The sequence below is a fragment of the Sulfitobacter sp. LC.270.F.C4 genome, assembly GCF_032922545.1.
Lineage (GTDB): Bacteria > Pseudomonadota > Alphaproteobacteria > Rhodobacterales > Rhodobacteraceae > Sulfitobacter > Sulfitobacter profundi.
In genome coordinates, this window is the sequence record NZ_CP136692.1 from 2,036,596 (window position 1) to 2,050,869 (window position 14,274).

The window sequence follows — 14,274 nt, forward strand, 5'->3', positions numbered from 1 at the left end:
TTATCCTCCTGTGAACACGGGCCAACCCGCCACGACGAACGCGCCGAGGATCAGGGTTGAACCCATTGGTTTTGTTACGTAATGTCCGATTTGCGGTAGCTTTTCGATGACCATGAAAAGCGTCGCCAGCCCCATCCAAGCAAGGTTCATCACCCCACCAGCAAAGCCCAGCAACATAAAGCCCCAGCAGCAGCCCGCACAAAAGGCGCCAAGGCCCAATCCCATGCGGAAACCGCCTGCGACACCGGGGCGCCAATGGCCCATGAAATACATCATCGGAGAGTGGCAGACGCCGTGGCAGACCTCCTTGGCGCGGGTGAATTGGAACAGGCCGACGCCCAGTAGCAGCGCCGCCGCAGTCCAGCGCGATTTGGCGATGCCCAGCATGTCGATGGCCCCGCCGTGCAAGAGAAGCAATTGCAGCCCTGCGATCCCCGCCGCAAAGGCAAGCCAGACCGCGAAGTAGCCTGCAAGCACCGCCAGCCAGCCCGCGCGGGTGCCGTTGGCCGAGGTCATGAGGTCTTCGTAAGCGCGCAGCGTCGGGACCATGGTCGGGACCATCATCGCAGCCATCATCGCCCCCCACATCGTGAAAAGCGGAAAGAAGCGCGCCATGGGCATATACATATCCATGCCCGGATCCATCTGCCGCATCCGTTCACCCATCGTGCCCGGACGACCCAGCAGATCGACATCCATCTGCATCGCCATGCTGTACATCATCCACCAAGCCGCTAGAATCAGGGCGAAAAACCCCAGCCAAAGTGTTGACCGTACTATGCCCGTCATCGCCGCCCTCCCCTGCGTGCTCTTGTAGATTTAATGTCAGACAATTAAACTACTCGCAAACACTAATTGTAAGACATATGAAAATCGATCCAAGCAGCCCCGCCGATCTATCGGCTCAAATCGCCACGGCCATTCGCGACGCCATCATCGGCGGGCGTCTGATCGTCGACCAACGCCTGCCATCTGAGGCGGAATTGGCCGAGCAGTTCGAGGTCTCTCGCCCCACGGTGCGCGAAGCGTTGAAGCGCCTTGCCGCGCAATCGCTGATCCGCACGCAGCGCGGGGCCACGGGGGGCGCTTTCGTGAATCGCCTCAGCTTTCTAGATGCTTACGCGCAGCAGATCACCACATCTACGTTGCTATTGTCGATGAACGCGGTGAGTTTCGAAACGGCTTGCGAAGCCCGCTTCGCCCTAGAGCGCGCATGCGCGCCCCTCTCGGCAGAGCGGCGCACGGCGGATCACCTTGCCACGATGCGCGCTGAAATCCACCGGCAGGCGCAGGCGGGGCTGACCGATGAAGCGTTCTGCGCGTCCGATGTCGCCTTCCACCGGGCGCTGGTTGACGGCGCGGGCAACCCGGTGCTGAGCTATCAACTCGCCGGTGCGGTCGAAGCCATGCAGCCTTTGATGAATATGATCACCTTCACTGCAAGAGATCGGGCGCGGATCATTGCCCTGCACCAAGAGATCGCCAATGCCGCAGAAGCGCAGAACGGCAAAGCGGTAACGGCAGGATTGACGGCGCTGGAAGCGGAGACCCAAGACCTTGCCCAGAGCGTTTTCGCCGCGCGTGCTGCGCGGAACGCCGGAAAGGCTGGCTGAGGAGTTGCGACTTCACTTATAAATCAATCGGGTGCGCGTGAACCTTGATGTCATTATTTCCCGCCGTCGCACCCCTTGCAATTCACCCATGACGGCCCTACTTTAATCTTGTCCTTCGGGACTATGGACATAAACGCGCTCGTAATAAGCGGTTCGGACCCGGGGGCGGTACCCGGCGGCTCCACCAAACATCCTTCATTTGGGGATCATGGGGCCGAAATAGGATCGACGAACGTCTAAAGGGGTTGCTTTGTTTCGGTGAGATACCACCGTTATCGGTTCAAACTGTACAATTGCAAATGACAATCGTGCTCCAGTTGCGATGGCCGCGTAAGCGGTTTCAGCGACTGAAATCTAAGTCCTTAGGCTTTGCAGCTTAAGGCGGGGTTCGCAGGTACCTGGCAACAGAAACCTGCACTTTTCCCCTCCATATCTCGGCGAATTCAATTGCTTGAGCGGTGTTCTTGACCCTGCGCTTCCGTGCCCCTATCCGTTATAAAACGAAGCCGCTGTGGCTTCTTTCGCGCAGGAAGTTCGCATGACCCCGCCCAGCTGGCCCGAAATGTTTCGCGTCTTCGGACGCATCGGGCTGATGTCAATCGGCGGCCCCGCAGCGCAGATCGCCGTGATGCACCGTGAGTTGGTCGAGGACCGCCCGTGGCTAAGCGAGCAGACCTACCTGCGGGCGCTCTCACTCTGTATGCTGTTGCCCGGACCGGAAGCGATGCAACTGGCGACCTATGCGGGCTGGCGTCTGCGCGGTGTGGCTGGCGGGCTGCTCGGGGGGTTGCTTTTCGTGGTGCCGGGGGCGGCATTCATCGCTGTGCTGGCTTTGCTATATGCGTGGTATGGGCAGTTGCCCCTTGTGCAGACGGCTTTTCTCGGCATCAAGGCCGCCGTCATTATCGTGGTATTCCAAGCGCTTCTAAAGGTTTCTTCAAAGGCGTTGCATGGGCGTCTTGGCTGGGCGCTGGCCTTTGGGTCGTTCATCGGCATTTTTGTTCTGGGCTTGCCATTTCCACTGATCATTCTGCTGGCCGGTGCCATCGGGATGTTGACCAAAAGCCCCACTGCGGTGGCCGAGCCGGCAAATCTGCCACCTGCGCGCAGTCTGCGCACCCTGCTGATCTGGGGCGGGCTTTGGGCCGCGCCGCTTGTGCTTTTGGCGCTGCTGGGTAAGGATTTTCTGCTGCAACTCGGCCTGTTCTTCTCCAAGCTCGCTGTGGTGACCTTCGGCGGTGCCTATGCCGTGCTGGCCTATATGACCCAGACAGTGGTTCAGGATTTCGGTTGGATTAACACGGACCAAATGATTGACGCACTCGGCTTGGCCGAGACGACGCCCGGCCCGCTGATCCTCGTTACGCAATTTGTCGGGATGTTGGCAGGCTTTGCCCAAAGCGGCCCGTCGGGCGCGCTCGCTGCCGGGCTGCTGGCGCTTTGGGTGACTTTCACGCCGTGCTTTTTGTGGATATTCTTTGCCGGCCCGTATCTTGAGGCACTTTCTGAACAGCCGCGCATCGCGGGGGCGCTGCGGGCCATCACGGCGGCAGTGGTGGGGGTGATCGCCAATCTCTCGGTCTGGTTTGCGCTGCATGTGCTGTTTGATCGGGTCGCCCCTGGGGTCACCCTCGCCCTGCCCGCGCCGGTTTGGGCAAGCTTCAATCCGCTGGCCGCCGTGCTCACCCTATTGGCCGCTGTGCTGATGCTGGCGCTCAAGCGTGGTTTTGTCGTCACGATGATCCTGCTCGCGGTGCTTGCTCTGCTCCTTCGCGCGATTTAGCGCCGCGCCCCCTTTCACTCGCCTGTGAATGGGGTATGCTGACCCCTGCCCATCGCCCGGACCGGAGAGAAGAATGAGCCGCAGCATTGATTACGGCAACCTGATGCACGAAGCCATGCGGGGTTTGATCCGCAGGGTCTTGCAGGATGTATCGGACCAAGGGCTACCGGGGAATCACCACTTTTTCATCACCTTCGATACCTCGCACCCGGATGCGGAATTGGCCGATTGGCTCTCAGACCGTTATCCCGATGAGATGACCGTGGTGATGCAGCACTGGTACGATGGGCTTGATGTTGGCGCAGACGGATTTGCCATCACGCTGAACTTCGGCGATGCGCCCGAGCCGCTTTATATTCCCTACGACGCGATCCGCACCTTTGTGGACCCTTCGGTTGAGTTCGGCCTGCGGTTCGAACAGCAAGAAACCGAAGAAGAAGACGAAGATCGCGATGAGGCCACGCTTGACCAAACCGATGAGGAAGAGCTGGAAGTCGCGGAAGAGCCCGCCAAGGACGCCGAGATCGTCTCGCTCGATTCCTTTCGGAAGTAGCGCAGGATTGGCCGTTAGCGCCATCCCTGCATTGCGCAGACCGTAAGGCGCAGGTACACCGCTGGGCAACGATAAGTCACAGCAGGAGCCACAAAATGGCCGATACCCGCACCGAAACCGACAGCTTTGGTCCGCTCGAAGTTCCTTCCGATAAATATTGGGGCGCGCAGACGCAGCGCTCGATCATCAACTTCCCAATCGGCTGGGAAAAGCAGCCCATCGCCATCGTGCGCGCGCTTGGCGTGATCAAGAAGGCCTGCGCGCAGGCCAATGTGGCACAGGGTTCGCTTGATGAGGACCGCGGCAAGGCGATCGTTCAGGCCGCTGGCGAAGTTTTTGAGGGCAAGTTCGACGACAACTTCCCGCTGGTTGTCTGGCAGACCGGCTCGGGCACCCAGTCGAACATGAACGCCAACGAGGTTATCGCCAACCGCGCGATTGAGCTTATGGGGGGCACCATCGGGTCCAAAGACCCAGTGCACCCCAACGATCACTGCAACATGGGCCAGTCGTCAAACGACACTTTCCCAACCGCCATGCATATCGCCACCGCGATGACGGCGCGGGACGTGCTGCTGCCGGGGCTGGAGAAGCTGCACGGCGCGCTGCAAAAGAAAGTCGAGGAATTCGACGGCATCATCAAGATCGGCCGCACCCACACGCAGGATGCGACGCCTCTGACGCTGAGCCAAGAATTCTCAGGCTACACCCATCAGGTCGCCATGAGCATCGCGCGCGTGCGCGACGCGCTTGGCCGCATCTATGAACTGGCCCAAGGCGGCACCGCCGTTGGCACCGGGCTGAACACCCAAAAGGGCTGGGCCGAAACCGTGGCGCATAATATGGCCGAGATCACGGGCCTGCCCTTCGTCACCGCGCCGAACAAGTTCGAGGCGCTCGCCGCCCATGACGCGATGGTCGAGATTTCTGGTGCGCTGAAAACCGTCTCCGCCAGCCTGTTCAAAATCGCCAATGACATCCGCCTGCTGGGGTCCGGCCCGCGTTGTGGTCTGGGCGAGTTGATCCTGCCCGAGAACGAACCCGGCTCGTCGATCATGCCGGGCAAGGTCAACCCGACCCAGTGCGAGGCGCTGACGCAAGTCTGCATTCATGTGATGGGCAACGACGCGGCGGTTGGCTTTGCCGGGTCTCAGGGACATTTTGAGCTGAACGTCTACAAGCCTATGATGGCCTATAACGTTCTGCAATCCATGCAGCTTTTGGGTGACGCGGCCTCGGCCTTCACTGATAATCTGGTGGTTGACCTCAAGGCCGACGCGGACCGCATCGAAAAGCTGATGCGCGAGTCGCTGATGCTGGTGACCGCGCTGGCCCCCGAGATCGGCTATGACAATGCCACCAAGGTCGCCAAGACCGCGCATAAGAACGGCACCACGTTGAAAGAAGAGGCCATCGCACTGGGCTTCGTGGATGCCGAAACCTTTGAACGGGTCGTGCGGCCCGAAAATATGATCGGACCAAAATGAGTGCGCCCATCAACCTTAACAAGGTGAAGAAAGAGCGGGACCGTTCGTCTCGCAAAGCACGCGCGAACGAAAACGCCGTGGGTTTTGGCCAGACCAAAGCGCAGAAAGACGCGCTGAAAGCCCGCGCCGAGCAGATCGCCCGCAACCTGGAAGCGCATAAGCGCGAGACATGAACGCGCGGCCCCGCAAACATTCGGTGACCCTACGGGGTCACCGGACATCAATCTCTCTCGAAGATGAATTCTGGGATGAGTTCCGGGCCATTGCTGCCGCGCGGGGGCTGCCGATCAATGCGTTGGTGACTGAGATCGACGCGGCGCGCGGGCTGGACATCGGGCTTGCCGGGGCAATCCGGTTGTTCGTGTTGCGCGCGTTAAAAGAACGTTTACCAAAGACAGATTAGCGTCGGGCCATGGCCCTCGGATCCCCTCTCACACCCGCCGCTTGGCTGGATGATATTTTCGCCTCTAAGGCGGCTATTCGCGGACAGGTCATTCGACGTAAAGCGCGCGATATTGAGAAGTTTGTCGGACGCCAAGAATTTGAAGACGAATTGAAACGTCGTGGTTTCCAAGCGGCTGAGAACGCCGGACAGGTCATCATATTTTGCAATAGAGAACCCATCCGGCGGATTGCCTAGCCGTTTTCTTTTAAAGAAAACGGATCCGGAATTTTCAAAAAATTCCGATTTAGCAGATCGACGCTTGGTAAATCTTCTCGATGTTCTGACCAAGCGCCTCGTTGAACTCCGCATCTGTCATCTTGACGTTCAGCCCTTCAGTCAAAGCGCGCGAGAAGCTGGCGATCATGGTGCGGTTCTTGCCCAGCCGTTCGCAGGCTTCCGCCGTGGAGTAGCCGCCCGATAGCGCAACGACGCGCAGCACGTTGGCGTGGCCGGCCAGTTCGTCATATAGACCAGCTTTTTCAGGAATCGTCAGTTTCAACATCACCATCTCGCCCTCGGGCAGCGCGTTCAGGTTCTTTTCAATCTCTCCGCGCAGGATCTCTTCGGCCTCTGCCTTCGTGTCGGAGTTGATGTTCACCTCCGGCTCAATGATCGGCACCAGACCGGCGGCGCAGACCTGTTTGGCCAGTTCGAACTGTTGCGCCACCACGGCGGCGATGCCGTTCTCGTTGGCCTCGTGAATGACCGAGCGTTCCTTGGTGCCAAAGATGCCATGTTTCACTGCGCGGGCCAGCAGGTCGTCGATCTCCATGATCGGTTTCATCATCTGCACGCCGTTGTTGGTTTCCTCCAACCCCTTGTCGATTTTCAGGAAAGGCACCACGCCCCGGTCTTCCCACAGGAGCTGGGCGACGGGTTTGCCGTTGATGCTGTCATCCATCGTGCGCTCAAAAAGGATCGCACCGATCACTTTCTCGGAGGTGAAATCGTCGGCCAGAATGATCCGCGCCCGCATGTCGTGGACGGCTTTGAACATTTCTGCGTCGCCGTTGTAATCCGACGGTTCCACGCCATAGAGGCTCAGCGCCTTGGGGGTGGAGCCGCCCGATTGATCGAGCGCCGCGATGAAGCCTTTGCCGCTGTTCATTTGCTCAAGTTGCGCCTTGTCGTAGCCCATGTCACCCACGTCCTATTTTGATTCCGTTCGCTGCGTTTCTAATTGAAACGCAAAGCCGATGATAGAAGCTAGCGCCTTGATAGCGCTAACCAAATGCCCTTATCTGAACGGACGGTCAAATGTGCGACTGGCACCGGCACGCGATCAGGCTGGGCGGTCACGCGAAAGTCTCGCAGGATACGCGACAGGATCAGGGGCCCTTCGACCATGGCAAAACCCGCGCCAGTGCAGACCCGTGGCCCGGCAGAGAATGGGATGAAGGCGTCGCGCTGGCATTGCTTTCCGTTTTCGGTCTGCCAGCGGGTTGGGTCAAAACCATCAGGATTGTCCCAAAGCCGTTCATGCCGGTGCAGATGCCACGGGCTGAGCACCAGTTGCGCCCCCTGTTTCACCTTTCGGTCGCGAAACGCTTCGGGGCAGCGGTTCTCGCGCACCATCATCGGCACGGGTGGATAAAGCCGCAGCGTCTCACGAAACACATCCCGGCTAAGTTTGAGTTTTGACATCACCGCGAAATCACAGGTCTCAAGCGCCTGTGCCTCTTCCGCCAGCCGCTCCTGCCATTCGGGATGGGTGGCCATCAGATAGAGCGCCCAAGCCAGAGCCGAGGCGCTGGTTTCATGCCCCGCGAGGAAGAAGATCGCTACCTGATCGACCATCTCCTCGGTGTCGAAGATCTCACCTGTTTCGGGGTCGGCTTGGGTCATGATCTTGGTGGCTAGGTCGTCGGGCGCGGTGCCCGCTTTGATCTGCGCCATCCGCTCTTGGGTCAGGTCCGTGATCAGCGCCCTGATCCGCGCGGCGCTTGCCCGCGTGTCGCGCCGAAACAGGCGCGGCATCCAGCGCGGTAGCGGCAGAAGTGCCCCAAGGTTCAGGATCGGCTGGCTGCGCTGGTAATTGCGAAACTCATCAAAGACCGCCCGGGCAACCTCATGTTCGATCGGCAGAGAAAAAAGCGTGCGAAAGATCACATCGGCTGCGGCGTGGCTGGTCTCGGCTTCGATCTCGACCACCTGCCCCGCCTTGCCTCCCAGCCGTGTGGCAGCGGCCTCTGCTGCGTCCCACATCGCTGGAAAGGTCTCGCGCAGCCGGCCGCCTTCAAAGGCGGGGTCGATGATGCGGCGCTGGCGTTTCCATGTCTCGCCGTTGGTCAGAAAGACAGAGTTGCCCAAGAGCGGGCGCAGCCCCTCGCCGATCCGGTCGGATTTCGGAAAATCCTCGGGGCGGTCTTTCAAAACGGTCTTCACCAGTGCGGGCTGGTTCATCAAATAGCTGCGGAAGAACGGCGTTTTGAATTCCGCCATCCACGCGCGATAAAGCCGGGCGGGCTGGGCCGAGAGGATATCGGCGCGAAACAGCTTGGCATAGCGCCAGAGCGACACACGGTCGGGCCGCGCGGGGGGCTTGGGCGGTTGGGTCATGCGGCGACAGAGGTGTATTTGCTGACCGCGTGGTCGATCCGGGATTTCGACGCGGGCCGCCCGTCATAGCGCGCGGCCAAGGTCTGTGGCCCGGCGGTGATTTGGAAATAGTCATAGTCGCGCGGGTGGTCAAAGGCGCAGAGATACTGGAAATGCAGCCGAAAGAACCGCCAGCGCAGCGCCTTCCAGCGGGTGGGGCTAAGCGTTTGGGTGAAGGCAGCCGAAAAGACCAGCGGCCAGCGTTTCCCCTCAGGCGCCACGCCGGAGACCGAGACCGGATCGCAAAGCGCAAAGGCGCAGCCATCGCCGGGGGCCGTCACGTCGACCCATGCCAGTTCCTCGCGGGTTGAGAGATAGCGCAGGTCGCCTCGCAAACGCTCGGCCCGTGGCAAGAAGGACACCATCGGCACCACCTGCCCGAGCGAGAGAAAACCCAAGGCAGGCCCGCGCTCGGGCACCCTGCCCGCACGGATCAGATCGGCCAGTACCGAGACGCCCAGATGCGCGCCGGATGAGTGGCCGACAACCAGTACCTCGTCGACATCCTCGGTCAGAGCAGCGGCGATGTCATTGCCAAACTGCGCCATGCGGGCTTCCAACTCCGGCGGGTTCGCGCCCCGCGTGGCGGCGGAATAGGCGTAGTCATGCATCAGGTAATAGGCGAAAAACTTGCCGTCTTTCTTTTTAAACCAGCGCAGCAGCGCGATGCCCAGCCCAGTGCCCACTGCCGCGAAGGCGAGCCGCGCCGCCCAATGGTCCGTCACCATTCCAAGGGCGCGATAGGTCAGCAGGCCAAGCGCCACAGCCAGCAGCGCCTGCACAATCAACATCCCCACCGGATAAAGCGCCGCAATAACCGGCCCCTTGCGCAGGCGCATCAGCCGCCAAAGCGCGCCGGAGCCGATGTAGACCCATGCGGTGCGCAGCAACTGCCAATAGGTCGCGGGGATCGAATTGCTCATGCTTTCGCGCACGATGTCGGACCAGACCAGCACTTCGACTTGCGAGGTCACCTGATGACCGTCGATCCCAGCGTTAACGCGCCAGCCGTAATTGCCCTTGCCCGCTTTTGGTTTCAGCGCAATCTCATAGCCCGAAATCGCGGCCTGCGCCGCGCCCTCCTTGCGGTAAAGCTCACGGTAGCGGCGCGGGTGAATCGGATCGTAGCCGGGGATGTAGAACACCCGCCGCGTTTTCACCGTCTTTGCCTGCCCTGTGCTCACCATGCCCGCCCTCTTCTTCGGCATAGTCTAGCCGCAATTCGGGGCAAGATTAAGGCTTAACCTACGGTTGCGAGGATCGGAAAGGTCTCAAGCAGCCAGAAGGAAAAGGCGGTGAATGCGCCGGTCAGCAGCGCCAGACCAACAATCACCAGCAGGCCCCCCATGATCCGCTCGATCAGCTTCATATGCGGTTTGATCCGGTTCATCAGCGTCATCGCGCGGGTGATGAACATCGCGGCCAGCAGGAAGGGAATGCCAAGCCCCGCCGCATAGACGCCCAGCAAAAGCGTCCCGCGGGAGACGGAGGCCTCGCTTGCTGCCAGTGACAAGATCGCGCCCAGCTGTGGCCCGATGCAGGGGGTCCAGCCAAAGGCAAAGGCCAGCCCCAAGACATAGGCGCCGAAACTCGACCCGCCCTTGTCGCCCGCGTCCATCCGAGCCTCTTGATCGAGAAACGGAATGCGAAAGAGCCCGATGAAATGCAGGCCGAAGACAATAATCACCACACCGGAAATTTTAGCGAGAAGCGCCTGATTCTGTAAAAAGAACATCCCAAAGGCCGAGGCGGTGAAGCCCAGTAGGATGAACACAGTGCTCAGCCCCAGCACAAAGAACAACGCCGCCACGACCGCCCGCCGCCGTGCGCTGGATTGGCTGGACATGTCATTGATCGACACGCCCCCCATATAGGCCAGATAGGGTGGCACGATGGGCAGCACGCAGGGCGACAGGAAACTGAAAATCCCGGCAACCAGAGCGATGATCATGGCCGGCAGGATCCCGGCGTCGATGAGGCTTATATCAAACATGACCAACTCCTAGACCGACAACGCCCCGGCGTCACCTGTCATATTGTCACAAGATCGTGGACCTCGGGATTGGCTTGGATTAACTGGTCTTATGAAGATCGAAAAACTGGATGCCACGGGGCTTCTGTGCCCCCTGCCCGTGCTGAAAGCACGCAAACGACTGGCGGCCCTCGCGCCGGGCGATCAGCTTCATATGACGGCCGATGATCCGGCCGCGGTGATCGACGTGCCACATTTCTGCGTGGAAGCCGGTCATGCGCTGACCGAAACCCGGACCGAGGGCGCGGCAGAGCTTTATATCATCACCAAAGGTGGCTGAGCCGGACCCGGCCGGAACGCGCGCTTCAACCCTACGACAGAAACGAAAACGGCGGGCCTGAAAGCCCGCCGTTTCCTTTTATATGTCGTGGCTTAGCTGCCCAGTGACCACCAGCCGCGCCGTTTGGGCTTGGGCTTTTCGGCGGGTTGCTCTTCCACCTTTTCGGCCACCGGCTCAGGAGCCGTTTCGGCAGCGGGCGCTTCGGCTTCCACCGGCTGGGCCGTGGGTTCGGGCTGCGGCTCAGGCTGCGGTGCTTCCGCGACAGGTGTGGCAGTTTCCGGCGACGGGGCCGCGATCGGCGCTTCGGTCGGCAGTGCTTCGGCCATCGCCTCGGGCGTGGCTTCGGCAACCGGCTCGACCGGCTTGGCTTTGGCCCGGCTCCGGCGCTTGGGTTTTGGCGCGGGTGCGGCCTCTTCCTCGGTCGCCACGGCGTCTGTTGTCACCGTCTCTTCTGCCGCTTCCACCACGGGCTTTTTGGTCCGGCGGCTGCGCTTGGCCTTGGGCTTGGGCGTCTCTTCTCCTTCGGCTTCGGCACTGACCTGCGGCGTTTCGCCTTCTGCGGCGGCAAGCGCTTCGGGCGCGGGTTCCGCTTCGGGGGCCAGTTCGGCCTTGGGCTTGCGCGACCGGCTGCGGCTTTTGGGCTTGGGCTTTTCCTCGGCGGCGGGCGCGGCGTCGGTGTCGGCCTGCGCTGCCTCCGCTTCTACCGGTTGGGCTTTATCGCCTTCGTCCGGCTTCGCCTCTTCCTGCTGCTGACCACCGTTCTGATCGTCTGCACCATTCTGCTGCTCGCCATTGCCATTGCGGCCACGGCCACCCCGGCTGCGACGACGACGGCGGCGGCGTTTGGATTTGCCCTCGCCGTCGTCACCATTGCCGTTGCCATTCCCGTTTCCGTTCTCGGATTGCGGGGCCTCCTGTGCGGCGGGTGCCTCTTCCACTTCGACCTCTGCGGCGCTCTCATCCTCGTCGATCTGATCCATCAGCGATGTATCGACCGAAACGACGTGATCCGAGACGGGCGGCACGGTGCGGGTGGCGGTCTTGAACTTCTCGATGTGGAAATCGGGGCTGACCAAGGTTGGGTCGCCTTCGATCCGCACAGACATGCCGTAACGCATCTCGATATTGGCGATATGCTCACGCTTTTGGTTCATCAGGAAGTTGGCGATGCCCACGGGCGCACGCACCAGCACTTCGCGCGAACGGCGGCGGGTGCCCTCCTCTTCGATCTGGCGGATGATCGACAGGGCGAGGTTGTCGTCAGAGCGCACCAGACCGGTGCCGTGGCAGGCGTGGCAAGGCTGGGTCGTCGCCTCGATCATGCCGGGACGCAGACGCTGGCGCGACATTTCCATCAGGCCAAAGCCCGAGATGCGGCCCACTTGGATGCGCGCGCGGTCGGTCTTGAGCTTGTCTTTCATCATCTTTTCGACGGCGGCGTTGTTCTTGCGCTCATCCATGTCGATAAAGTCGATGACAATGAGGCCCGCGAGGTCACGCAGACGCAGCTGACGCGCCACTTCGGCGGCAGCCTCAAGGTTGGTCTTGGTCGCGGTCTGCTCGATCGAACCTTCCTTGGTGGCCCGACCAGAGTTCACGTCAATCGCCACCAGCGCTTCGGTCACGCCGATCACGATATAGCCACCCGAGGGCAGTTGCACCGTGGGGTTGAACATGCCCGAAAGGTAGCTTTCCACCTGATAGCGCGCAAAGAGCGGCAGGCTTTCGTTGTAGAGCTTCACGTTTTTCGCGTGGGACGGCATGATCATTTTCATGAAGTCCTTGGCGATGCGGTAGCCGCGCTCGCCCTCAACGTGGATCTCGTCAATCTCGCGGTTATAGAGGTCGCGGATCGAGCGTTTGATCAGGTCGCCTTCCTCATAGATTTTCGCGGGCGCGATGGACTTCAGCGTCAGCTCGCGGATCTGCTCCCAGAGGCGCTGGAGGTATTCGTAATCGCGCTTGATCTCGGCCTTAGTGCGTTTCGCGCCGGCAGTCCGAACAATCAGACCTGCACCCTTGGGCACTTCGATCTCAGTCGCGATTTCTTTAAGTTTCTTACGGTCAGCCGCATTGGTGATCTTGCGCGAGATGCCGCCGCCGCGCGCGGTGTTGGGCATCAGCACGCAGTAGCGACCCGCAAGGCTGAGGTAGGTGGTCAGCGCCGCGCCCTTGTTGCCGCGCTCTTCTTTGACGACCTGCACCAGCAGGATCTGGCGGACCTTGATGACCTCTTGAATCTTGTAGCGGCGCGGGCGCGGTTTGCGCACGGGGCGAATGTCTTCGCTGTCATCTTCGTCGGCGACGGATTCGATGGAATCGTCTTTCGCCGTGGCATCGCTGCCTTTGTCGTCTTCGTTGTCGGCGTCGTCGGCCTGGGCGTCGCTGGCGTCAGCGTCATCGGACGTAGCCGCTGCCGTTTCATCTGCCTTAGCAACCTCGGCCTCGGCTTCGCCGTTCTCAGGCTCTTCGACCGGCGTTTCCGCGACCCGCTCCATGGGCGAGCTGCCCTCTTCGCTGTCGAGATCAACAGTTTCCATACCGGCGATTTGATCGCTGTTGTCGTCAGCTACCTCTGCTGTGACCACGGCATCATCGCTGTTGGTCTCAGCCGCTTGGCTTTTCGATCGGCTGCGCGACCGCGAGCGGGTCCGCTTGGGCTTTTCGTCTTCGTCGTCTTTGGCGGCCTGCGCTTCGGCATAGGCGCGCTCTTCTTCCAGCAGCGCCTGACGGTCGGCCACGGGAATTTGGTAATAATCGGGGTGGATTTCCGAGAACGCGAGGAAGCCATGACGGTTGCCGCCATAGTCAACAAAGGCAGCCTGAAGCGACGGTTCGACCCGTGTAACTTTGGCTAGATAGATATTGCCGGCAAGCTGGCGTTTGTTTTCTGATTCAAAATCGAATTCTTCGACCTTGTTTCCGTCCACGACCACAACGCGAGTTTCCTCGGCGTGGGTGGCATCGATAAGCATTTTCTTAGACATAGATCCATTATGCACAGCACCCGCGCACGGAAGGCCCCTGGCGGGGCATCGGGCTGGGAGGTGTGACTTGTCAGGGCGATGGAGGACGCGGCAACAGCAGGGCCACGAATGGCCCCCATCTGTCTGCTCTGAGCATCTGCGCGCGTCATCGCGGTTCTTCTCCGATGCGAGGGCCTTTGCGCCTCTCCCATCCATTAATTAGCTGTGCTTCGGTTGGGCTAACCCTCGCGAATATCAGCGGTTCTTCGGCCGTTTCCGGCCCAATCGGTCTGCTGGCCCCCCGGTGTCGGGCTGGCACGGCAGCGAAACTGTCAAAAGTCACCATACGCCAGTCGGGCGTTACAGGACTTATCCGGCTAGTTAAGGGCTTTAAGGGGTGAAACACAATGGTCAATCGAATGAGCAACAGTCAAATGCGGTTTATCTCGGGTCGGTTGACAAGGCGCATGGGCTTGGAAACATTCAGACTGTCGCCGCAAGGATCGCTGGGCGGCAC

The 14,274-nt window shown here is 60.6% G+C and carries 14 protein-coding genes and 1 other RNA gene; 9 read left to right on the forward strand and 6 right to left on the reverse strand.

Features of this window, described 5'->3' with window-relative positions; translation table 11 throughout:
* Nucleotides 1–789 carry a DUF2182 domain-containing protein gene (locus R1T45_RS13850; RefSeq protein ID WP_317389350.1) on the reverse strand — a complete coding sequence of 263 codons (789 nt, stop codon included), beginning with the start codon at nt 787–789 and terminating at the stop codon, nt 1–3.
* 77 nt (nt 790–866) lie between these two features.
* Between R1T45_RS13850 and R1T45_RS13855 the strand changes: the two genes are divergently transcribed.
* From R1T45_RS13855 to R1T45_RS13890, 8 genes are all read left to right on the forward strand, one after another.
* Entirely contained in the window at nt 867–1,613 is a 747-nt protein-coding gene (locus R1T45_RS13855) for a FadR/GntR family transcriptional regulator (protein ID WP_317389351.1), read from the forward strand.
* Nucleotides 1,614–1,684: 71 nt separating this feature from the next.
* Nucleotides 1,685–2,032, forward strand: a transfer-messenger RNA (tmRNA) gene (gene ssrA, locus R1T45_RS13860).
* 119 nt (nt 2,033–2,151) lie between these two features.
* Nucleotides 2,152–3,396, forward strand: coding sequence for a chromate efflux transporter (gene chrA, locus R1T45_RS13865; RefSeq protein ID WP_317389352.1), 1,245 nt, complete (start codon nt 2,152–2,154; stop codon nt 3,394–3,396).
* Between the two features lie 73 nt (nt 3,397–3,469).
* The gene (locus R1T45_RS13870; RefSeq protein WP_067624690.1) at nt 3,470–3,949 is read left to right on the forward strand and encodes an SspB family protein; all 480 of its coding nucleotides are present in this window, start codon (nt 3,470–3,472) and stop codon (nt 3,947–3,949) included.
* A gap of 95 nt (nt 3,950–4,044) precedes the next feature.
* Nucleotides 4,045–5,436, forward strand: coding sequence for a class II fumarate hydratase (gene fumC, locus R1T45_RS13875; RefSeq protein WP_067624687.1), 1,392 nt, complete (start codon nt 4,045–4,047; stop codon nt 5,434–5,436).
* Nucleotides 5,433–5,609, forward strand: a complete 177-nt coding sequence (locus R1T45_RS13880; protein ID WP_067936542.1) for a DUF4169 family protein — start codon at nt 5,433–5,435, stop codon at nt 5,607–5,609. The genes fumC and R1T45_RS13880 overlap by 4 nt, the downstream gene beginning before the upstream one ends.
* Complete coding sequence (locus tag R1T45_RS13885) at nt 5,606–5,839, forward strand: ribbon-helix-helix domain-containing protein (protein ID WP_067940808.1); 234 nt, start codon at nt 5,606–5,608, stop codon at nt 5,837–5,839. Before R1T45_RS13880 ends, R1T45_RS13885 begins: the two co-directional genes overlap by 4 nt.
* 9 nt (nt 5,840–5,848) lie before the next feature.
* A complete protein-coding gene (locus R1T45_RS13890) occupies nt 5,849–6,076 on the forward strand; it encodes an N-(5'-phosphoribosyl)anthranilate isomerase (protein ID WP_317389353.1) in 228 nt (75 codons plus the stop codon).
* A gap of 49 nt (nt 6,077–6,125) precedes the next feature.
* On the opposite strand, the gene R1T45_RS13895 is transcribed toward R1T45_RS13890, so the two are convergent.
* From R1T45_RS13895 to R1T45_RS13910, 4 genes are all read right to left on the reverse strand, one after another.
* Entirely contained in the window at nt 6,126–7,019 is an 894-nt protein-coding gene (locus tag R1T45_RS13895; RefSeq protein ID WP_067624675.1) for a fructose bisphosphate aldolase, read from the reverse strand.
* 68 nt (nt 7,020–7,087) lie between these two features.
* Nucleotides 7,088–8,440: a cytochrome P450 gene (locus tag R1T45_RS13900; protein WP_317389354.1), complete on the reverse strand. Its 1,353-nt coding sequence runs from the start codon at nt 8,438–8,440 to the stop codon at nt 7,088–7,090.
* A complete protein-coding gene (locus R1T45_RS13905; RefSeq protein WP_317389355.1) occupies nt 8,437–9,666 on the reverse strand; it encodes a hypothetical protein in 1,230 nt (409 codons plus the stop codon). The genes R1T45_RS13900 and R1T45_RS13905 overlap by 4 nt, the downstream gene beginning before the upstream one ends.
* A 53-nt stretch (nt 9,667–9,719) precedes the next feature.
* Nucleotides 9,720–10,472, reverse strand: coding sequence for a cytochrome c biogenesis CcdA family protein (locus R1T45_RS13910; RefSeq protein ID WP_067624666.1), 753 nt, complete (start codon nt 10,470–10,472; stop codon nt 9,720–9,722).
* A 91-nt stretch (nt 10,473–10,563) separates the two neighbouring features.
* On the opposite strand from R1T45_RS13910, the gene R1T45_RS13915 reads away from it, so the two are divergent.
* Nucleotides 10,564–10,791, forward strand: coding sequence for a sulfurtransferase TusA family protein (locus R1T45_RS13915; RefSeq protein WP_067624663.1), 228 nt, complete (start codon nt 10,564–10,566; stop codon nt 10,789–10,791).
* A 92-nt stretch (nt 10,792–10,883) separates the two neighbouring features.
* On the opposite strand, the gene R1T45_RS13920 is transcribed toward R1T45_RS13915, so the two are convergent.
* Nucleotides 10,884–13,778: an Rne/Rng family ribonuclease gene (locus R1T45_RS13920; RefSeq protein ID WP_317389356.1), complete on the reverse strand. Its 2,895-nt coding sequence runs from the start codon at nt 13,776–13,778 to the stop codon at nt 10,884–10,886.
* Between the last annotated feature and the right edge of the window lie 496 nt (nt 13,779–14,274).

Coding starts and splice junctions, on each gene's coding strand:
- R1T45_RS13850 (WP_317389350.1), bottom strand. CDS start 789: ATGACGGGCATAGTACGGTCAACACTTTGGCTGGGGTTTTTCGCCCTG.
- R1T45_RS13855 (WP_317389351.1), top strand. CDS start 867: ATGAAAATCGATCCAAGCAGCCCCGCCGATCTATCGGCTCAAATCGCC.
- chrA (WP_317389352.1), top strand. CDS start 2,152: ATGACCCCGCCCAGCTGGCCCGAAATGTTTCGCGTCTTCGGACGCATC.
- R1T45_RS13870 (WP_067624690.1), top strand. CDS start 3,470: ATGAGCCGCAGCATTGATTACGGCAACCTGATGCACGAAGCCATGCGG.
- fumC (WP_067624687.1), top strand. CDS start 4,045: ATGGCCGATACCCGCACCGAAACCGACAGCTTTGGTCCGCTCGAAGTT.
- R1T45_RS13880 (WP_067936542.1), top strand. CDS start 5,433: ATGAGTGCGCCCATCAACCTTAACAAGGTGAAGAAAGAGCGGGACCGT.
- R1T45_RS13885 (WP_067940808.1), top strand. CDS start 5,606: ATGAACGCGCGGCCCCGCAAACATTCGGTGACCCTACGGGGTCACCGG.
- R1T45_RS13890 (WP_317389353.1), top strand. CDS start 5,849: ATGGCCCTCGGATCCCCTCTCACACCCGCCGCTTGGCTGGATGATATT.
- R1T45_RS13895 (WP_067624675.1), bottom strand. CDS start 7,019: ATGGGCTACGACAAGGCGCAACTTGAGCAAATGAACAGCGGCAAAGGC.
- R1T45_RS13900 (WP_317389354.1), bottom strand. CDS start 8,440: ATGACCCAACCGCCCAAGCCCCCCGCGCGGCCCGACCGTGTGTCGCTC.
- R1T45_RS13905 (WP_317389355.1), bottom strand. CDS start 9,666: ATGGTGAGCACAGGGCAGGCAAAGACGGTGAAAACGCGGCGGGTGTTC.
- R1T45_RS13910 (WP_067624666.1), bottom strand. CDS start 10,472: ATGTTTGATATAAGCCTCATCGACGCCGGGATCCTGCCGGCCATGATC.
- R1T45_RS13915 (WP_067624663.1), top strand. CDS start 10,564: ATGAAGATCGAAAAACTGGATGCCACGGGGCTTCTGTGCCCCCTGCCC.
- R1T45_RS13920 (WP_317389356.1), bottom strand. CDS start 13,778: ATGTCTAAGAAAATGCTTATCGATGCCACCCACGCCGAGGAAACTCGC.